This window comes from Syntrophorhabdaceae bacterium, assembly GCA_035541755.1.
Lineage (GTDB): Bacteria > Desulfobacterota > Syntrophorhabdia > Syntrophorhabdales > Syntrophorhabdaceae > PNOF01.
The window spans coordinates 1-19,756 of sequence record DATKMQ010000041.1 but is presented as its reverse complement, the minus strand read 5'-3'; the positions used below and the strand labels follow the sequence as shown (position 1 = coordinate 19,756).

The following is a 19,756-nucleotide window of genomic DNA, read 5'->3' as shown; positions in this document are numbered from 1 at the left end:
AAAAGGATTCTGCATAAACTGCGACAACAGACATGGCTGCAAATCGAAAACGCCGCCGTGTATCATTGAGATGGATCGAAACAACATCACCGATATGACCGGCAAGCCTTACCTCATAAAAGAAAACAAGGTCGAATTATGCAGGGACTGTCCTTTTTTGCGTTCGTGCTGGAGGGCGGGAGAATATAAGACGGCTTGAGCCTTCATTTTGCCGCAGGCATGATCTGGTACAGGCCATCTACTCTGATGAGCTCGACGGGGATTCCGAATAGCTTTGTAAGATTGCGGCTCGTGAGCACGCGTGATTTTTCTCCGTCGGCCATTACCTTGCCGGTTTTCAGCAGTATTATTCGTGTTATTTCGGGCGGAATCTCGTGAATGTGATGTGTCACGAGCACAACGGTCTTGCCGGCCCGCATGAGGTTGCGGACAATCTCCATATATTGAAAACAGGCCTTTACGTCGAGGCCACTCGTGGGCTCATCAAGAACCAGCACGTCGGGATCATGGATTAGAGCCCTGCCGAGCAGCAGCCGGCGTTGTTCCCCGGTGGACATATCCGAGAAGCGTTTGTTGCGGCAATGGGGCACTTCCAGCAGTTGAAGCGTTTCCTCTGCCCTTTTCATATCGGCCCTTGTGAACCTCTGGTGGGACCATATGTCCACGCTTGAATAGAGTCCCGAAAGGAGCACGTTAATGCCCTGTGCGTCACCTATATAGTGTTCCTGCAAATCGGACGAGACGATTCCGAGATGCGCCCTGAGTTCCCAGACATTCCAGAGCGTCTCACCCAGGATGCGCACATAGCTTCCCTTTTGGTTAAGCGGATACAGTTCCCGTGTTAATAATTTGAGGAGTGTGGTCTTTCCGGCGCCGTTAGGGCCTATGACGGCAACGCTCTGCCTTGCACGTATCTCAAGGGAGAACCTGTTGAATACCTTGGTTTCCCCGCGATATACGTGAGCGTTTTTGATCTCGATGATGTTGCGTGGCCCCATCAGATAGAAAGGGTTTTGAGCCGGGACATGGCTTCACCTATGCGTTCCTCATCGGTTGTGATGGAGATGCGGAAATAGCCTTCCCCCGCGTCGCCGAAACCGCTGCCAGGTGTGACCACGATACCTGTCTTTTCGATGAGTGTTTCGCAAAAATCGGCCGAGCTGATGCCCTTCGGTACCCTGGCCCAGATGTAAAAAGTGGCCCTCGGTTTGGGCGTAACAATACCGATGGCACCAAGACCCTCAATAACCATGTCTCGCCTCATCTTAAGTCTCGCATTCATTTGGGCGACGAAGCTCTGATCGCCCGTCATGGCCTCGATACCTGCATACTGGATCGCCTGGAAAGCGCCTGAATCTATATTTGTCTTGAGCTTTCCGAGATTCGATATGGCCTCTTCATTGCCCACGGCAAAACCGATCCGCCAGCCCGTCATACAGTATGTTTTTGACAGGGAATGGAACTCTACGGAGTATTTCTTTTCCCTGTCGAATTCAAATATACTTCGCGGTCTGTACCCTTCATATGCGATTTCACTATAGGCCGCGTCGTGACAAAGAAGGATGTTGTATTTCTTTGCGAAGGCGAGCGCTTTCTCATAGAAGGCATCGTCGGCTACGGCCCCGGTGGGATTATTCGGATAGTTGAGAAACAGGAGCGTGGCCTTTGCACGGACCTCTTCCGGCACCTCTTCGAGAGCCGGGAGAAATCCGTTCTCCTCTTTAAGGTCCATCATATAAGGCGTGCCGCCCGCAAAGACGGTAGCGATCTTGTATACGGGATAGCCCGGTGACGGAACGAGCACATAATCGCCGGCCTCCACGTACGCCCAGGGCATATGGGCGATGCCCTCTTTTGAACCGATGAGGGTCACCACCTGGGTTGCCGGATTAAGGTCAACGTTGAACCTTTTCTTGTACCAGTCCGCCGCGGCCTTCCTGAACTCAAACATACCTTCGTAGCTCGGATAACGGTGATTTTTTGGATCATCCACGGCTTTGTGCATGGCTTCGATAATATTGCGCGGGGTGGGAATATCGGGGTCGCCGATGGATAAATCGATGAGATCGATACCCCGTGCTCTCGCCTCTGCCTTCTTTTTATCAATCCGGGCAAACAGATAGGGCGGTATTTGTTCAATTCTCGAGGCTGCCTTCGTCATGCCTGACTCCTTTCCGTGTATGACCGTCGGCGGTCCTGTGTTGGCCCCTAAAAGCACCAAGACCGTCAATAGTTACAACATGTTCTTGAGGACAAAGTAAAGTTCTTTTTTGAAAGGATAGGGATCGTGCACGGATGCGGCCTGAATTTGTTTGAAAAGACTTTGGGGGATGTGTCAAAATAGTGGTATGAAAAGCGTTCTCGCTGATATACCATCCGAGTTTCCTCTGACCGGGCGGCCATACCGTGAAATGGCAAAAGCAATGGGCATGGAGGAGAAGGAATTGATCCTTCGTCTTAATGATTTGAAGGCCTCGGGCAAGGTGCGGAGGATAGCGGCGGTGCTCAACCACCGGAAAGTCTCTTACACGCACAATGCGATGGTCGTCTGGAGGGTCGATCAAAGTGAGATTGAGAGGATAGGCGACATCATGGCTTCCTTTAACGAGGTGAGTCACTGTTATGAGAGAGACGGCGGCGGATACTGGGCCTACAATCTCTATACCATGGTTCACGGCGTGAGTTATGAGGCTTGCATGAAGATCATAGAACGCATGGCTCGCAAAACGGGTATAATGGACTATCAGATTCTCATGAGCAAACGGGAGTTTAAGAAGACGTCATTTGCGGTGCGCCATGAATAGAGAGAGGTCTCACGGACTCTATGAAGAAGCCAAACGGATTATCCCTGCCGGTGTGAATAGCCCTGTCAGGGCATTTGCCTCGGTTGGCGGAGAGCCGTTCTATGTGGAACGCGCCAAAGGGGCATATCTTTTTGACGTCGATGGCAACCGCTATGTTGACTACGTGGCATCCTGGGGTGCAGTGATTCTCGGGCACGCAGAGCCCGGTCTCATTGAAGAGGTGAAATCAGCGCTTTCGGCGGGCACGAGCTTTGGCGCCTGTCATCCTTACGAAGTAGAACTCGCGAAACGGATTCATGAGGCCTTTGCCTCCATGGAACAGACGCGACTCGTGAGCTCGGGCACAGAGGCGACGATGAGCGCCATACGACTCGCACGCGGCGTCACGGGGAAGAACGGGATCATCAAGTTCCGTGGGTGTTATCACGGTCATGTGGACAGCCTGCTCGTTAAAGCGGGTTCAGGGCTTGCCACCTTCGGTATACCTGACAGCAAAGGCGTGCCCGAAGACCTGGCGAGGCATACCTATGTAGCGGAATTCAACCACCTCGAGAGCGTAGAGGCCATTGCCGATAAGACCCAGGATATTGCCTGCATCATCCTTGAACCGGTCATGGGAAACATGGGCGTCATACTTCCCGAGGAGGGTTTCCTTAAAGGGGTGAGCGAGATCTGTCACGCGAAAGGCATCCTCCTCATCTTTGACGAAGTGATTACCGGATTCAGGGTGGGCTACGGGGGCGCACAGGAGCGTTACGGAATTCGGCCGGATATAACATGCCTGGGAAAGATAATCGGCGGAGGTTTCCCCATCGGGGCTTTCGGCGGGAAAAAAGAAATCATGCAGAGGATAGCACCCGCGGGTGACGTATATCAGGCAGGGACCCTGTCGGGCAATCCCATCGCCGTCCGTGCAGGTATCTACGTGCTCGATTATCTGAAAGCGCACAAGGAATTCTACGAACTCATCGATAAGCGGGGCGATGACCTCAAATCGGGCGTGCTCGAGAGGGCCCGCGCCGAGGGGATTCCCTTCATGGTCAATAGCATCACAGGAATGTTCACCGGGTTCTTTGCGCACGAGCAGGTTAAAGACTACGAGGCCGCCGCCGGTTCGAACAGAAAAGCCTATGAACTCTTTTTTAAAGAGATGCTCGAAGAGGGCATCTTTTTCGCGCCAAGCCAGTTTGAAGCCGCTTTTCTCACCGTCGCCCACGGCGATGGTGAGATTGCAAGAACGCTTGACGCCTATGAGAAGGTATTTCGAAATCTTAAGGGCTTGTTGTAGAGGGGATAATCGTATGGGCGTTTCAAGGGCTATCGCATACATCGACTTAGGGGCATTGGAAGAAAACCTTGCGATCGCGAGGTCCCGTCTTGCCGCCGGGGTGAAGATGCTCTGTGTGGTCAAGGCCGATGCTTACGGTCACGGGGCCATCGAGGTCTCCAGGCGCCTTGAAAGGTTGAACGTAGATTATCTCGGGGTTGCAAGTGTGGAAGAAGGCATACAATTACGCGTTGCCGGCATAAAGACTCCTATACTCGTTATGAGCGGGCCTTTCCCCTGGGACGCCCTGGAGCCGGCGGTAATGAACGACCTGAGCCTTGTTTTCTACGATGTGAAGACACTCAAAAGAATCGGAGAAGAGAGTCCGTCTTTGACGAGGCCGGTGAGAGCACACATCAAAATCGACACGGGCATGGGCAGGCTCGGCTTCAGCGTTGCCGATATGGCCTTTGTGGGGCAATCGCTCAAGAACATGGGGAACGTGGCGTGCGAAGGACTCATGAGTCATTTCTCCGCCTCGGAGACGCGAGACGACTATGGATTGAAACAGGTGGCCTTGTTTCGTGAGGCGCAGGCGGCGCTTATCGCCGCAGGAATACGGCCGAAGATAGCCCATATGGCAAATAGCGGGGCCATTATCAATTATCCGGACGCCCATTTTGATATGGTTCGCGCGGGTATAGGCCTCTATGGCTCTCATCCCTCGATTGAACTCGCTCAAACGTTTCCGATAAAGCAGGTCATGAAATTTGTGTCGAGAGTGGCTTTAGTCCGCGATGTTCCCGCGGGATATAGCTTAAGCTACGGAAGAACGTTTATCACGAGCCGGAATACGAAAGTCGCTTACGTGCCGGTGGGCTATGCCGACGGATACCCGAGGGCCCTTTCCAACAAAGCTTTTGTGTTGATAAAGCAAAGGAAATGCAGTATTGTTGGCACAGTGTGCATGGACTGGATACTTGTAGATATTACGGATATAAATGGGGTCGATGTTGCGGACGAAGTGGTCTTGCTCGGCAGGGATGGGGGTCAAGCCGTGACTGCCGATGAGCTTGCCCGGTACGCAGGGACTATCCCATACGAGATTCTCTGCAAAATATCCAAGAGGGTGCCCAGGGTCTATGTTTAAGAAGGTTCTTCGAACGATCACATCACCCCTGCTTCAGGCACTCAAGGAATTGGGCGGCATTACGCTTATGTTCCTTACGTGCCTCTATTTCGGTTTTCGGAGACCTTTCAAGTTCGATTATATCTTCAAACAGATGGAGTTTGTGGGTGTCCGTTCGCTTGTCGTGGTCATTATCACGGGCATGTTTACCGGCATGGTGCTTGCGTTGCAGTCATCGTACGGTTTCAAGAAATTTGGCGCTGAGGGGCTCGTGGGTGTGATTGTGGCCTTGAGCATGACGCGCGAGCTGGGACCCGTATTGACGGGTCTTATGGTGACGGGAAGGGCCGGTTCGGCAATGGCGGCCGAGCTCGGAACCATGCGGATCACCGAGCAGATAGACGCACTCACCGTGATGGCCTTGAGCCCGGTCAAGTATCTCGTGGTGCCGCGAGTGGTCGCGTCCTTCCTCATGCTGCCCATCCTCACGATCGTCTCGGATTTCATCGGTATCATAGGAGGCTATCTGGTGGGCGTCGGTCTCCTGGGGATCAACGAAGGCGCCTTTATGAACAGGATCGAAAGGAATCTTGATCTCGGCGATATCTATAATGGTCTTGTCAAAGCGGCGGTTTTCGGCCTCATATTCAGTGTTGTTTCCTGCTATAAAGGCTATAACACGCGGGGCGGGGCAGAAGGGGTGGGAAAGGCCACCACTGAGGCCGTCGTCATCGCGAGCGTCAGCATCCTCATCGCCGACTATATCCTGACTTCTCTTATGTTCTGATATGGAAAACAGGGCCATTAACATTATCGATATCCATAAGAGCTTCGGCGATCAGAAGGTCCTGGATGGTATCAATCTCGAAATAGAAAAGGGAAAGATAACCGTGGTCATCGGCCAGAGCGGCGGGGGTAAAAGTGTACTCTTAAAGCACTTGATCGGCCTTTTGAAACCCGATTCGGGAGAGATCTGGATCGACGGAAAGGATATCACCAAGCTTAGCGAGAAGGAACTCAACGAAGTGAGGAAAGGCTTTGGCATGCTCTTCCAGGAGGCAGCTTTGTTCGACTCCATGAATGTTTTCGAAAATGTGGCGTTCCCGCTTAAGGAGCACAGAAGGCTATCGGAAAGAGAGATCGAGCACACCGTCGAGGAACGATTGAGGCAGGTAGGCCTCATCGGATTCATGGAAAAGATGCCTGCAGAACTCTCGGGCGGCATGAGGAAAAGAGTTGGTCTGGCGCGCGCGCTGGTTCTCGAGCCCGAGATCATTCTTTTCGATGAGCCGACGAGCGCGCTCGACCCGATTATATCGCTTTCAATACTCGACCTCATTAAAGAGACCCAATCAACCGTCAAGAAAACGTATGTGGTCATCAGCCACGACATTCTCGGTATGTTCAGAATCGCCGATAGAGTTGCCATGCTTGCGGATGGAAAGATCGTTGAATACGGGACGCCCCAGGAGATAAGAAGGAGCGGGCAGAAGGCAACGCAGGAGTTTTTGCAAGCGACAAGAATACCGGGATTTATAGGAGGTAATCATGAACAGCAGTAAAATTTCCCCTGAGGTCAAGGTCGGTCTTCTCGTATTCATTGCCATCATCGGCCTGTTCTATATGTCCTTCAAGATAGGCAAGTTCGGCATGTTTCGAGGACACGGCTATGAGCTGAAGGTCACCTTCAGCAACACAAACGGCCTTGATCCGCGTTCCGGCGTGCAAATCGCAGGAGTGGTGGTAGGTAAGGTAACACGCATTGACCTTGAAGGATACAAGGCCGTCGCCACACTCTTCATCAAGGAAAATGTCAAGATACCGGACGACAGCACGGTGAGCGTGAAAACACAGGGGATGCTCGGCGACAAATATCTTGAGATCATTCCGGGATCACATCAGACCTATCTTGCAGATGGAGGCAGGATCACGAACGTCATCGCCCAGCCCGACATGAATGAGATCTTTGCCCGTGTGGATGTGGCCGCAAAGAATTTCGGCGAAACGGTGGGAGAATTCCAGGGCATCATCGGAGAAAAGGAAAAAGTCGAGCTCAAGAAAAGCATCGAAAATATGCAGGTTGCAAGCGGTGATTTCAAGGAACTCGTGTCTGCCAACAAAAACGACGTCACCCGCATAGTGAAGAACATGCAGGCCATATCGGATGACATTGAGAAAGGCAAGGGCACATTGGGAAAATTCGTCAAGGATGATACGCTGTACAATGACACGAGAGATACGGTCTCTGCGCTCAAAAGCATTTCCAACGAGATCGAGGAAGGAAGGGGTACGCTCGGAAAACTTGTAAGAGATGATACGCTGTACAATGACGTGAAAGACGCGGCGGGCAATATTAAAGAGCTCACCGAAGGCGTGAAAAAAGGTGAGGGCAGTTTAGGAAAGCTTGCCAAGGATGATAGCCTTTATAATGAGACCGAGAAAGCCATGAAGAAGCTGCAAAAGGGCGCCGAAGGGTTACAGGAGATGACGCCCATAACCATTCTGGGAACGATATTCGGCACCTTCTTTTGATGCTCAATATCAATCCGCCTTGTTGTATTTGTGGTCATGAAACCGGCCCTCTCCTTCGCCGGAATACGAGTGGCCTTCAAACGCGATCGCGGTTGCTGTTACTCTGTTGTTCTTCTCTGATTCTCTTTTTTGTCTTCCTGCCGTGCACACTACTTGCTTTTTGGCCGCTCTCGTGGGAGCTCGGCAACGAAAAGAGATATCTCGGCCCGCTCGTCTCATATGATGAAGAGGGCGGTGGCAAGCACCTTGTCGTGAGGCCCTTTCTTTCCTCCTATGACTCGGAGGAGGGAGGCACTCTGCATTACCTTTTTCCGCTCGGTAAGAGTACACCTGAGAAATCATACTTCGTGCCTATCTATCTTTCCAAAAAGAGTGAGACAGAAAGCGATGCGGCATTTCTATTGTTTTTCGGCGGCGGATCGGAAAAGAAAGGAAGCTATGGCGGGTTTTTCCCATTTTACGGGTACCTCTATAACAGGTTCTCGCAGGATGAGATAGATTTCTTCGCGTGGCCACTATACAGCCACATAGAGGCGGACGGCGCAACCAAGACAAACGTGCTCTGGCCTTTCTTTGCCTCCTACGGAGGCACCGATCGGGGATTCAAGGCGTGGCCCTTATACGGGGACCATCTGAGACCCGGTGTGAGAAGGACACGTTTTTATCTCTGGCCCATCTTTTTCAAGGACGAGAAGAACCTCGACACTGATGAGCCCATTGACTCCTTTTTTGCCATACCTTTTTATCTTCGCTCCACGTCGCGGCTAAGAGAGTACAAAGCGGTGCTCTGGCCATTTTTCACCTACTCCAGGGACCCGGACAAAGAAAAGTGGAATATCCTCTGGCCCATCTTTTCAAAAACCGCCGGTGAGGAAGACAACGGATACAGCTATTTCCCCATCATCTCCAAAGAGACAAAAGGAAAAGACAGGACCTTCAGTTTCCTCTGGCCCATCTACAGGGAATACGAGTTCTACGTGAAGGATGAACGGTTTTTCCAGCGCAGCATCGTTGTGATCAACCGCTATATGGAGGATGACAGGGGCGTCTTTTTCAATGTCTGGCCTTTCTTCGAATACCAGGCAAAGAACCAGGATGCAACCTTCCTGTTCCCCTCGATTTTGCCCTTCAGGGACCGGGGCTTTGACCGGATTATCAAGCCGCTCATCACCCTCTACGAGCGCAAAAAGACGTCCGATCGAACCACGACGAACCTGTGCTACGGCCTCTATACTTACGAACGGACGGATGAGACCTGGAAAACGCGGTTTGCCTTTATACTCAGTCTCAAAAAGGATAAAGAAGGGCCGGGATTTGAATTCCTCTCGGGTCTTTTCGGGGTTGATAGCAAGAGCGTGAAGATATTTTTTATCCCTATCAAACGCTCAGATAGCGCGACCGACACCAGCGACCAATCGGCGCGAGCCAACTGAGGCTTCCCAGAACTTTGTTGAGGATGAGCCCCCGAGCTTACTCTTCGGTCTTATCGGGATAGAGGTGCATGATGTTTCTGATCACGTCTCGAATGGAGAAGAAGATGTCGAGCATTTCCGGATCGAAATGTCTGCCCCGTTCTTTATTCATGGTTTCGATCACACGTTCTTCTTCCCAGGCCTCTTTGTATGCCCTGCCCGAGCTTAGTGCATCGAAGACATCCGCTACGGCTACTACGCGGCCAAAAGCAGGTATTTCCTCTTGTTTTTTGCCGAGTGCCCTGCCATTGATATCCTGAAGACCGGCGAGGGCCTCTCCGGTGACGTAATCAATATGGCCGGGATATCCCTGGCCGTCCCAGCGTTCGTGATGATTAAGGGTTACGAGAAAAGCTGCTCTATCGAAATCAGAGCGCTGATGCGAGAAAAGCTGTGCGCCAAGATAGGTGTGCTGTTTCATCACCTCGTATTCATAGCTGTCGAGACGGGCCGGTTTCTTGAGGATCAGGTCCGTTATGGCCACCTTGCCCACATCGTGGAGCATGGCTGCCACCTTGAGCACATCCTTATTCCGCTCTATTTCCTGGGTCCCGAAGCCGTGCTCCCTCGCCCAAATTTCATAGATCTCAACGGCGTAAGACGCAACCCTGTTTACGTGCGAGCCCGTCTCCATAGGGTCTCTCAACTCGGCCATCTTGATCATTCTGAGAATAATGTCGCGCGTCATCAGTGCCCGCTCTATGGCTATAGCGGCGTTATTTGCAAAGTGCATGATGTAGGGCTCGTCGCTTCGCGCGAAGGAGATGATCTCGTTCGCACCTCCTTTGGCGTTAATGAGCTGCAGAACGCCGACCACTTCATTGGCGTAAGTCCGAAGCGGCAACGTGAGCACGGATGTAGTCCGATAGCCGGTGATCCTGTCATAGGACGGATCGAAGGAATACGGTACCCCATTTCCCAGACTGTAGACATCGTCAATATTGAGCATCTCTCCCGTATCGGCAACATACCCTGAGATTGATTTGCTATTTACCGGAATCGAAAACGTGGAGTAGATGAGCCTCTTGCCCGCGGGCAGTTTTTTCTGCTCTGTTTCATTCTGCGTGTATCTGAAACGCAGCGTATCGTCTTCCTTGATATATATGGAGCCGGCGTCGGCGTTCGTGAACTGGCGGGCCTTCACGAGAATCCTCTCAAGGAGGATGTCGATATCTTTTATTTGTGTGACTTCGAGCCCGATGTTCAGGACTTCCTGGAGTTTATGCTGTTCATCCGTCATGAGCGAGGTCTCTCCTGTACATGGACCTTCCGGGGTTCTAAAGAGCGGGCAGTTTTAATCGGTGGAAAGGACATACTCAAAGCGGGATTTGAATGCTTCCGGCTCCATATTGGCAGCCTTTGCGAGCCTATCGAGCTTTTCATCCTGAAAATCTTCCTGTTCGAGCCTTATCATATATTTTCGTGCGACCTGATAGGTCTCCGTGTCGGTTCCGACCTTCCTGATTTTTACTTTTCCTGTGGAATAATCGATCATCTCGACGAACGGAACGGGCCGGATGTTGCCCTCATAGGAAACAATCATGGATCCGGAGCCGCCTCTAAGCAGGAACTGCACGGCGCCGAACCCGAGATCGCGGGTGTATTCCACATCGAACGGAATCGGGTTTGCGGCCCTCAACTCGTAGCCGATGTTCTTGTCCACGATACCGACCTTCAGCCCCATTGAATCGAGCGTCTGATTGACTGAATTCTTGAGCAGCCTTCCCAACTGGATCTGGGAAAGCCTCAGCTCGCCTGCTTCATTCTTTTCAACCTCGTCGGACGTTTTCAGTTCTTCCAGATCGAATTTTTCCGATATACCTTCAGCAAGGATAGCCACGCCATAATCCCTGCCCATGGAGATTCTCTTGATGATGGAACCGGCGAGAATGTCGGCGACCTTCTTGAAGGAGAGCCGTTTCCCGGGAAATTCTTCCGGTATGAGCGATACGGTGGCGCCCGCGGCCTTGCCCATGGCGAGCGCAAGGTGACCGGCATGTCTGCCCATGGTGGTGATGAAATACCATCGCCCCATGGTCCGCGCGTCTTCTATGATGTTGTTGACGATGTATACTCCCACGTGGCGCGCCGTTTGATAGCCGAAAGTGGAGAAGCCGCCGGGAAGTGGTATATCGTTGTCTATGGTCTTTGGAGTATGGACTACGCTAATAGAGCCGCGCGCCTCCTTCTCGATCCAGTTCGCCATATAGAGGGTGCCGTCTCCGCCTATGGTGATGAGGTATTTGATGCCGATACCTTTAAGCGTGGTCATCAGCGTTTCGAACTTTGCTTTGGCGTTTTCCGGGGCGTCGCGGGAGGTCCTCAATATGGACCCGCCTGTGGCATGGATTCTCGAAACATCATCGATGCTGAGCGGGACGATCTTACTCGTGCCTTCAAAGAGACTTTTGAAGCCGCCCACAATGCCGACGACCTTTCCGCCCTGGTTGATGGCTTCAATCGTGGCAGCGCTGATGACCCCGTTGATGCCCGGCGCGGGCCCGCCACCAACGACTATTCCCATAAGGCCTTTGTCCATATTTTCTAATTGTGCATCTTTCTCGCTTTATTTGCAAGACTTTTTATCATATCCTGTTACGGCCCACACAGAATGGGCGCGGTCAGAAAGCGAGAGTTAATGAAAATAGGTTTTCATATGCCCATATCAAAAGGCTTCGCACGCACTTTCGAGCAGGCGAAAAAGCTTGGCTGCCAGGTAATCCAGGTCTTTCTCAAGAACCCCCGGTCATGGGAGTATAAAACGTGGAAGGATGAAGAAATTGATGCGTTTCGCAAGCTCCACAAAGAGATCATGGTCTTCGGCCATCTCTCCTATTTGCCGAATCTTGCGAAGATCGATGAGGACGAGCGCAATCTCAAAGCCTTTGTGCACGAGGCCGGGCTCTGTGCTACACTTGGTCTTGATGGCCTTGTGGCACACTGCGGGACGAGGACGGACAAGACGACCGGCGTCAATATGATCGCGGAATCGATAAACAGGGTGCATGAACGGCACGACCTGAAAATTTTGCTTGAGAATTCGTCCGGCCAGGGTACGGCCATCGGCAAAGATGCGGACGAGCTTGCCTTAATCTATGAACGTGTGGAGAGAAAGGAGATGGTCTTTATTTGTATCGATACGGCGCACTTATTTCAATCAGGCTGCGACATACGTGTAAAAAAGACATGGAATGCGTTTCTCACCGGCGTGGAGGAGAAGCTCGGGCCTCACAAAATAGGCGTCTTTCACCTCAACGATTCAAAGACTGCCCTTGCGAGCCGGATAGACCGTCACTGGCATATCGGCAAGGGCCAAATCGGGAAGGGTTTTTTTCGATCTCTTATTAACGACAAAAGGTTTGCCCATCTGGGGGGCGTCATGGAAACCCCCAAGATGGGCAACATGGATGAAGAAAATATGCGCGTTATGCGCTCCTACTTTCTCCGTTGATGTCTCGTTCTTCTTCTTAGTTTTCTGTATTTGTGTTTCCTGATTTTCTTTTTTCTCCACTTCATTACACTGCCCATTCAGTCACCTCGTCATGTTTAAAAAGGACGCATCTTAAGTAAACCGGAAATCGCGAACGCTAACAAGATAACCTTACTCAGGTTTTTTTGCAAGAATATTATGAGAGCCCTGGACTATGTGGGTAAATAGAAGCAACTTAAGGGGCCAAACCGATAGCAAATGGCCTCTCTGGATACTTGGGATGTCGCCTTAAGCCCCGTTCAAGAGGGGATGCGGCCTGTAAGGCGTTCTTCACGTGTTTTGCGATTGAAAAGAGAGAGCAAAACGTCTATAATTACAACCACGCGCCCGTAGCTCAATTGGATAGAGCAACGGACTTCTAATCCGTAGGCTCTGGGTTCAAGTCCCGGCGGGCGCGCTTCTATCAACCATTTACAATCCCCCCTTTAAAATGTTGGGTAGTTTCGTTGGGTACTCTTAGGAGGAACTCATGGACGACTGCATTTTAACCTACATTGACGGAGAACTAACCATAACCAAGCCGGACCATCCTAACGTCATCCTTCACCCCGTGGAAAAACAAAGATTGCTCAAGATAATTTACCGGGCAGTTCTCAAAGCTTTATCGGACGAGTAATGAAAACCATCCAAAAAATCAAACAGGTTTTAGGAGAACCTCAAAGAACCATCAAAGACGGCAAAGACACTTCCTTATTCTGGTACACCAATTCAGAAATAATTGTTCTGCTGGTCAGAAGACGCCTAAAGCTAGTCAAAGGAGGCAAGAAATGAAATACAATGAAGCAATGCAAACAATTGACACCGAAAAGGCTTTAACCCTTCTCGGATTGGAATTTAAACGCAACGGAAGCTACTTAAATTTCCCTTGTATCTTTTGTGGAAAAGAAAGCTCAATACGATGTTATGGGGATAAGAAAAACGTCTCCTATTGCCCTGCCTGCAAGCTGGGAAGCAATATAATATTTATTGCCTCCAAGATTAAACAGATCGAGTTTCAGGATGCCAAGAACCTTTTACTCGACAAGGCTACCTATGCCGACAAGCATATTGAGCAAGAGCTGAATCTTACCTATACCCTGGAATGGTGCGAGGAAATGGCAAAGCAGGGGCTTAACCAAGAACTCTGCGAAGAAATGGGTGTGGGAAAACCCAAAGGCAAAACAATGCTTTCCGGTTATATCGTTTTTACGGTGTTTAATGAGCAAGGGCTGAAGGTTGCCTATTACGGAAGTAAAGCGCCGGATAAACTTGGCGACAAACCCAGTTATGAGGGGATACCAAAATTCCACTCATCGTTTAACCCTGAAAGTTATCTTTACGGATTTAACCGTATCGACCCCAGGGAGGAAGTCTGGGTTACAAGGGATATGTTTGACTGCCTGCGGATAATCCACAGCGGAAAACAGTCTGTCTGTAATTTCGGGCTTCCTTACCTGTCATTTAACCAATATCAGCTTTTGTCTCACTGCGACCGTATCGTGTTTGAATGGCCAGGTGATAAACGCGAGGTTGCTTATTCCAACATCGCGCTCCTTAAAACGTTCTATCGATTTGCGTAAACAAAAAGGGGCTTCTTAACTGAGAACGCCCCTTGTTTTATTTATACTTCTCTCTCAGCTTTCATCTCAGACGGTCAATAATTAATTAGATGATGGTTATTAGAAATACTCCAATTTATCAAACAAAGAAACTTCCTCATCACTTATGACGGCCCCTAAGCTTTCTAGTATTTTCCTATCTACCAGATCATATGAATCTATAATCTTTCTCAAATTTGGTTTAAGCCAATCGGAATTCCATATCACAACACTATTGTCATCTATCTTACTGCATAACTTTTCTGAATAATCAAATTTGCTGCTTGTTTTGATGGTTATTCTCTGCAACCAAAGTTGCATGATGCCCGTATTGGGAAGTTTTTTGAACTTATTTAGAATTTTTCTTGTTATCTGATCCCTATCTTTCTTTGGCATAAAATCAATCAGCTTACTCAAGATGGCAGAAATTATCGGATATGTTCTTGGATTTTTGAAAGCTATATCGGTAATAACACTTATTAATACTTTTATATTTGCCTTAATATCCTTTCTTGATGATTTTGATATCTTGTCATAATATTTCATTAGTAATTTAGCCACAGTTCCTGAATTTGGATATTTCTCAGCAAAAACAGAAATGGAAAATATCTCACTATTTAGATCATCACACTTGTTCTCGTTTACCATCCAAAATAATTTGTCCGGTTTAATTGATGAATGCACTACATCATTTATACCTTTGGTTTTTGCAGAGTTTATCTTCATTCCGAAGTCGTTAAGAATGTCAGTAAGTTCTTTAATAATCTGTTCTGCAACCTGTGGATTATTACTAAATATTCTGTAATCGTCTCTATATCTAATAATTTTATAATCTGCTTTTTTGAAAGTCTTGATTTTATCAGCAAGTAAACTATCCACATAGTACAAAACTATTTCGGCGATAAAATCCATCAAAACACTTCCTTGCGAAATCCCATTTGTTTGCCCGTTTGACATTGCCTGGAGTTGCCAATCAATTATATTGCCAATGAGCTTTTTATTCTCGCGCTCTTTTTTGGCTACAGCTTTATCATGTAAAGCCCAGGTAATTGAATGGGTATATATTGATCCATAACAATCTGTAATATCCGTATGAAAAAGATAGTCATAATCCAGACTATAAATGATCGATTTTCTCTCTACTTCCTCCGACCAATTTTTTATTTGGGCTGCTTTGTTCTTTTTATAGTAAGCAGAAATTACGGGTAAACTTTTACATTCGATGCCATTACTTTTTTTAATTAAATCACGTAATCTGTCTGTGATGTATTGCCAATTCTTATCCTCAGTTATTTCATTAACAAGATAAACATAAAGCGCAGGATGGATTAATTGAAGTGGCCGCCAAGCATAACGTCCATCTTTGTTTGTGATAAGCGTATAATTTACATCCTCAAAATCACGAGGTTTTGATTTTGGGCTGTAAAAATCAGATAATTTTTTGTTCTTAATCTTTTTTGATACGCTTTGCAACAAATTATCGAATTTGAAATAAGGTGGCAAATCAAAATTAAAATAGCTTTCTTCTTTTAAGAAAAACTCTTTTGCTTCCTTGGCTGATAACAATAAGATGTTTTTCATGTTTTCACTCTTGTTCACACTTGGTCAATTTTGGTTTAGTCATGGGTCATAACTCCCCCTTGAATGCTTTCTGCATCAAGGCTTGAAATTGATTTTCTAGTTCTTCGGATTGAGAGAGCATTTTTTGTTTCGTTTCTTTACTCTTCACAACCACTTCGGCGAATTTGTTCTGAAGTTCCATCTTGGGCAACGGGATTTGAATATTCTTGAGCTGACCAGAACTCACTCTAGTTCTGGTCTCTCCGTGAGTTAAACTGGTAAATGAGTGGTGGAATTGCGGAAGATTTAGCAATGATAGCAGATATTCAGAATTTACTGACTCATTGTCAGGGATGCAATGTATGCAGTCGGCCTTATTAACCGATAAATGAATATAATCAGGAATGAGACAAGCTCTGATATTTGGATCTCCCAATGTTGCAATAACTATTTCACCTGCCTTACACGTATATTTGCTCAAGTCACTGTTATAGTAAGTCTCCGAGATAAATGCTTTATCGTTATCCTTAAACTTGTTTATTCCAATATTCTGAAGCCTTATAACCCTAATCCCGTTATCTACATAATGCTCAGTTTTTAGTTTTGATCCAAACGGGCCGTCGCTAAGGCGATCGCAGACATCGTTTAATCTTTCAGTTTTCCATCTCTTCGGATTTTTTACCGGATCTCCGAACATTTTCAGGAATGCAGACTTCAAATAATCATCCAAAAGCTCAATCGCCTGTCTACGTTTGGACCGAAGTGTATCTACTGCATCAATCACTTGAGAGATTTTTTTCTGATCATCAATTAATCTAGGAATTTCAACCGATATCGAATAAACATCGTTTCGATTGAGACCAGGCTTAACTCCTTTCGCTAACTTTGGTAGATTTATTGACGAGAGAAGTCTGTATAGAAACCCCAGATCGTACTTCTTCTCATCGTAGGTAACGAAGTATGTAACATCTAGAGGCCAAAATTTCTCTTCAGTTAGATTTACTTCACCTGCCGATCCTTTTCTTCCAACGATAATACTGCGATGGTTAACATAGCTAAGATCGCTATAGCTTTTTATTCCATTGGCACCATAAACTGGATAGGAACCCCTTAACTTTCTTTCCGATTCAGGCAAGGGTTTGCCATATTCTAATTTAATAATTTCACCAAGTTTTTTTCTTTGTAAAATCATATAACATTCATACTTGCTCTAAATCCTTGATTCCCGCCATAATTTCTTCTTCGATCGCCTCAATTTTTGCCAAGATGACTTTTGGATCTTCATATTCAACTTCTTCATATTCCGCTTCTTTATAACGATTGATACTCAAATCAAAGCCATTCTTTTCAATTTCTTTCTTCTCGACCCAAAAGAAATTGCTGCTTCGATCGTTTTCGGTCTGTTTCTTTCGATGCTTCCACTTTTCTACGATATCTGGTAGATCGCCGCCGCCGTTTATCTTTGTGCGTTTATCATCCAGACTGAATCCGTCGGATTGCATGTCATAAAACCAGACTTTTCCTGTCTGGCCTCTTTTAACAAATATCAAAATAGCCGTGCTCACTCCGGCATAGGGCTTAAACACACCACTGGGCATCGACACAATACATTGCAACTCACAATCATCAAGCAGCATCTTCTTAGCTTGCTTATGAGCATTGCTTGACCCGAACAAAACGCCATCCGGCACAATCATGCCCGCTCGGCCACCAATCTTGAGAGAATTAATAATTCTATTTACAAACAGGAGCTCGGTTTTAGTTGTGGCAAGGGAAAGCGATTCATTAATATCACCTTTATCTATACTGCCCTTAAAGGGAGGATTAGCCATAATTACATCATAATGACTATCTTCATTATATTTTTTCGAAAGCGTATCTCTTTGTTCAATATTTGGGCTAGATATTCCGTGCATCATGAGGTTCATTAGACCGATTCGGACCATACTTTCGTCCATATCGAATCCGTAGAACGTTTTTTCTTTAAGATGTTTCCATTGTTTTTCGTTGGTGAGCTTATCGCCAAGAAGACCCCTAGTCAGCCCATTCTCATCGGTCTGTTGGTGTTCCTTGCTGGTATGTGCGGTAATAATGTGTTGATACGCGCCAAGTAAAAATCCTCCTGTACCGCAAGCCGGATCACAAATGGTGTCTCCTAGTCTAGGATCAACCAGTTCGCAAATGAGCTGGATAATATGGCGTGGAGTGCGAAACTGGCCAAGCTTACCGGCGCTTGTAATTTCTGAAAGTAAGTACTCATATAAATCGCCTTGTGTATCTTGGAAACCTTGTCCTTCTGATTCTTGCTTGGAAATCTCTTCAAAAATGTCATCAATGATGCTCACAGCTTCAACTAGGAGCGAGGGTTTGGAAATTATGAAAACAGCATTGCCCATATGCTTAGCAAAGTGGCTCTCTTCTGTTCCTAAATTCTTGAGAAATGGAAAGACTTTACTTTGGATGTGCGTGAGCATCTCCCCGCCTTCCATTTGCCGGAAGTGGCTCCATCTCAATTCTTCATTCTCCCCTTCAAAGATTGATTCATAGCCTTCCCCGGTAAATTCTGAATCGTGTTTCTTCTTTATGTCCAACTCATCTAATCGCTTCATGAAAAGCAAATAGGATATTTGTTCAATAGCCGTCAGCGGATTAGAAATACCACCGCTCCAAAATTTATCCCAAAGCCGTCCGATTGATGATTTAAGGGTTGCATTAAGCATAATGTAAGATGTTATTAGTAAATTTTAGAATTTCTTGTTGCATCATCGGTGGAAAGAGTCCTAAAAAGCCATTAGCGTGAAGCTTCGTAAATGGCTCACGCACCAGGTCTTTCTTGGTTAATTTCCCATTCTCTATAATGAACGTTTGCAAAGTTTGCAGAAATTGGATTTGCTTAGCGGTCATTGTGTTATGTTCCGCGATAAATTCCGCAAACGACTCGGACACTTTTTCCGAAAAAGTAACCAGTCCGCCAATACCCATAATGTACTTAATGAGGTCCAAGAATTTCACCATCCGGGCGTCATAGGCTTTTTGTAAATTCTCTTCTGTTGGATAGGGCTCGTATTTAGCCAGGGTATTTGCCAGTTCTCCCACTTCTTCTTGCGTTATCTCTTCACCTTTTTTTATTTTTCGTAGTATTTCATTTTCTTCTTCCAGTTTCTTGATAAGTGCCTCGACTTTTTCCCGATATTTTTGAATAGTCAATCGTTCATGGGCTGGTCCAAATTTAATGTACTCTTTTTCTTTGGTAATGTCCCGAAAATCCACAGCAGTCTGATCTGGTTTAATCCCTTCTTCCCGGTATTTCATGAGTGGCGCTATTTTCTGGATCAAGACTTCCAAATCTTCATCGCTTGCCTTTGCCAAATAGTTATTATGAAGCACTTCTTCGATAAGGTTTTTTTCTTTGGCAACAACGTTGACCATAAGAGGCAGATCGGAAACCATTTCAATTATGACTTCTTCGAGGGTCTTTACTTTTTTGTCTTTTTCATCGCTCGAACCGAGCTTTGCTATGGAGTAGTGGAGAACCTTAAGTTCAAAGCTCATTGCTTTGAAATCTTCCCCCGTGCGTGTCCGCATTAGTGGAGCAATTTCTATCTCTAAATAAAGTTTTTTGTCATCATTAAGCTTTTGCCAAAAGGTTGCGTCAAGTTTTTCTAATTTGCTTTTGGCATCGAGGATCACGACATTATTAGGCGGAAGCTCGCTAATATCTTCTTGGAGTTTCTTAATTGTCTTCTCAATAAGCGCCGTATCGTTCTTTGTTTCGGCGACATTAAGTTTTTCCAGTCTGGTTTCAAAGAGTCGGACCGGAATTGGTTTTGATGGCTTATCGATTTTCCCGGTTGGATTCATTTGAAAATAGTCAAAATTGTCCCAGCAATCTATAATCAAGAACTTATCTTTTTCTTTACACCAC

19 protein-coding genes and 1 tRNA gene are annotated in these 19,756 nt (G+C 47.2%); 11 read left to right on the top strand and 9 right to left on the bottom strand.

What is annotated here, in order from left to right; all coding sequences use genetic code 11:
* Positions 1 to 203: 203 nt before the first annotated feature.
* Together VMT62_03490 and VMT62_03485 are read right to left on the bottom strand one after the other, a co-directional pair.
* On the bottom strand, positions 204 to 998 hold the full coding sequence (locus VMT62_03490; protein HVN95468.1) for an ATP-binding cassette domain-containing protein: 795 nt from the start codon (positions 996 to 998) through the stop codon (positions 204 to 206).
* On the bottom strand, positions 998 to 2,161 hold the full coding sequence (locus tag VMT62_03485) for an LL-diaminopimelate aminotransferase (protein ID HVN95467.1): 1,164 nt from the start codon (positions 2,159 to 2,161) through the stop codon (positions 998 to 1,000). The genes VMT62_03490 and VMT62_03485 overlap by 1 nt, the downstream gene beginning before the upstream one ends.
* A gap of 187 nt (positions 2,162 to 2,348) precedes the next feature.
* Between VMT62_03485 and VMT62_03480 the strand changes: the two genes are divergently transcribed.
* The 7 genes from VMT62_03480 to VMT62_03450 all read left to right on the top strand — a co-directional run bounded on the left by VMT62_03480 (position 2,349) and on the right by VMT62_03450 (position 9,165).
* The gene (locus VMT62_03480) at positions 2,349 to 2,804 is read left to right on the top strand and encodes a hypothetical protein (GenBank protein ID HVN95466.1); all 456 of its coding nucleotides are present in this window, start codon (positions 2,349 to 2,351) and stop codon (positions 2,802 to 2,804) included.
* Complete coding sequence (gene hemL, locus VMT62_03475) at positions 2,797 to 4,092, top strand: glutamate-1-semialdehyde 2,1-aminomutase (GenBank protein ID HVN95465.1); 1,296 nt, start codon at positions 2,797 to 2,799, stop codon at positions 4,090 to 4,092. The genes VMT62_03480 and hemL overlap by 8 nt, the downstream gene beginning before the upstream one ends.
* A gap of 13 nt (positions 4,093 to 4,105) precedes the next feature.
* Positions 4,106 to 5,221, top strand: coding sequence for an alanine racemase (gene alr, locus VMT62_03470; GenBank protein ID HVN95464.1), 1,116 nt, complete (start codon positions 4,106 to 4,108; stop codon positions 5,219 to 5,221).
* The gene (locus VMT62_03465; GenBank protein HVN95463.1) at positions 5,214 to 5,987 is read left to right on the top strand and encodes an ABC transporter permease; all 774 of its coding nucleotides are present in this window, start codon (positions 5,214 to 5,216) and stop codon (positions 5,985 to 5,987) included. The genes alr and VMT62_03465 overlap by 8 nt, the downstream gene beginning before the upstream one ends.
* A 1-nt stretch (position 5,988) precedes the next feature.
* Positions 5,989 to 6,762: an ABC transporter ATP-binding protein gene (locus VMT62_03460; GenBank protein HVN95462.1), complete on the top strand. Its 774-nt coding sequence runs from the start codon at positions 5,989 to 5,991 to the stop codon at positions 6,760 to 6,762.
* A complete protein-coding gene (locus VMT62_03455; GenBank protein ID HVN95461.1) occupies positions 6,749 to 7,732 on the top strand; it encodes an MlaD family protein in 984 nt (327 codons plus the stop codon). The genes VMT62_03460 and VMT62_03455 overlap by 14 nt, the downstream gene beginning before the upstream one ends.
* A 92-nt stretch (positions 7,733 to 7,824) precedes the next feature.
* Positions 7,825 to 9,165 (top strand): hypothetical protein, encoded by a 1,341-nt coding sequence (locus VMT62_03450; protein HVN95460.1) that lies wholly within the window; start codon positions 7,825 to 7,827, stop codon positions 9,163 to 9,165.
* 37 nt (positions 9,166 to 9,202) lie between these two features.
* Here the strand turns inward: VMT62_03450 and VMT62_03445 are convergent, their stop codons facing one another.
* Together VMT62_03445 and pfp are read right to left on the bottom strand one after the other, a co-directional pair.
* Positions 9,203 to 10,444, bottom strand: coding sequence for an HD domain-containing phosphohydrolase (locus VMT62_03445; protein HVN95459.1), 1,242 nt, complete (start codon positions 10,442 to 10,444; stop codon positions 9,203 to 9,205).
* Between the two features lie 54 nt (positions 10,445 to 10,498).
* Complete coding sequence (gene pfp / locus VMT62_03440) at positions 10,499 to 11,728, bottom strand: diphosphate--fructose-6-phosphate 1-phosphotransferase (GenBank protein HVN95458.1); 1,230 nt, start codon at positions 11,726 to 11,728, stop codon at positions 10,499 to 10,501.
* Between the two features lie 114 nt (positions 11,729 to 11,842).
* Between pfp and VMT62_03435 the strand changes: the two genes are divergently transcribed.
* Positions 11,843 to 12,655 (top strand): deoxyribonuclease IV, encoded by an 813-nt coding sequence (locus VMT62_03435; GenBank protein ID HVN95457.1) that lies wholly within the window; start codon positions 11,843 to 11,845, stop codon positions 12,653 to 12,655.
* Here the strand turns inward: VMT62_03435 and VMT62_03430 are convergent.
* Positions 12,640 to 12,732 carry an AURKAIP1/COX24 domain-containing protein gene (locus VMT62_03430; protein ID HVN95456.1) on the bottom strand — a complete coding sequence of 31 codons (93 nt, stop codon included), beginning with the start codon at positions 12,730 to 12,732 and terminating at the stop codon, positions 12,640 to 12,642. The two genes, VMT62_03435 and VMT62_03430, sit on opposite strands and share 16 nt — an antisense overlap.
* A 285-nt stretch (positions 12,733 to 13,017) precedes the next feature.
* Between VMT62_03430 and VMT62_03425 the strand changes: the two genes are divergently transcribed.
* The 3 genes from VMT62_03425 to VMT62_03415 all read left to right on the top strand — a co-directional run bounded on the left by VMT62_03425 (position 13,018) and on the right by VMT62_03415 (position 14,253).
* Positions 13,018 to 13,091: transfer RNA gene (locus VMT62_03425), tRNA-Arg, on the top strand.
* Between the two features lie 72 nt (positions 13,092 to 13,163).
* Complete coding sequence (locus tag VMT62_03420; GenBank protein ID HVN95455.1) at positions 13,164 to 13,310, top strand: hypothetical protein; 147 nt, start codon at positions 13,164 to 13,166, stop codon at positions 13,308 to 13,310.
* A 151-nt stretch (positions 13,311 to 13,461) separates the two neighbouring features.
* Entirely contained in the window at positions 13,462 to 14,253 is a 792-nt protein-coding gene (locus VMT62_03415; protein HVN95454.1) for a hypothetical protein, read from the top strand.
* Between the two features lie 99 nt (positions 14,254 to 14,352).
* Here the strand turns inward: VMT62_03415 and VMT62_03410 are convergent, their stop codons facing one another.
* The 4 genes from VMT62_03410 to VMT62_03395 form a co-directional block, all read right to left on the bottom strand.
* Entirely contained in the window at positions 14,353 to 15,852 is a 1,500-nt protein-coding gene (locus VMT62_03410) for an RNA-directed DNA polymerase (protein HVN95453.1), read from the bottom strand.
* A 46-nt stretch (positions 15,853 to 15,898) separates the two neighbouring features.
* Positions 15,899 to 17,023 carry a restriction endonuclease subunit S gene (locus VMT62_03405; GenBank protein HVN95452.1) on the bottom strand — a complete coding sequence of 375 codons (1,125 nt, stop codon included), beginning with the start codon at positions 17,021 to 17,023 and terminating at the stop codon, positions 15,899 to 15,901.
* Positions 17,024 to 17,030: 7 nt separating this feature from the next.
* Positions 17,031 to 18,551, bottom strand: a complete 1,521-nt coding sequence (locus VMT62_03400) for a class I SAM-dependent DNA methyltransferase (protein HVN95451.1) — start codon at positions 18,549 to 18,551, stop codon at positions 17,031 to 17,033.
* A partial coding sequence (locus tag VMT62_03395) for a type I restriction-modification enzyme R subunit C-terminal domain-containing protein (GenBank protein HVN95450.1) occupies positions 18,544 to 19,756 on the bottom strand: 1,213 nt, incomplete at its 5' end. The genes VMT62_03395 and VMT62_03400, both read right to left, overlap by 8 nt.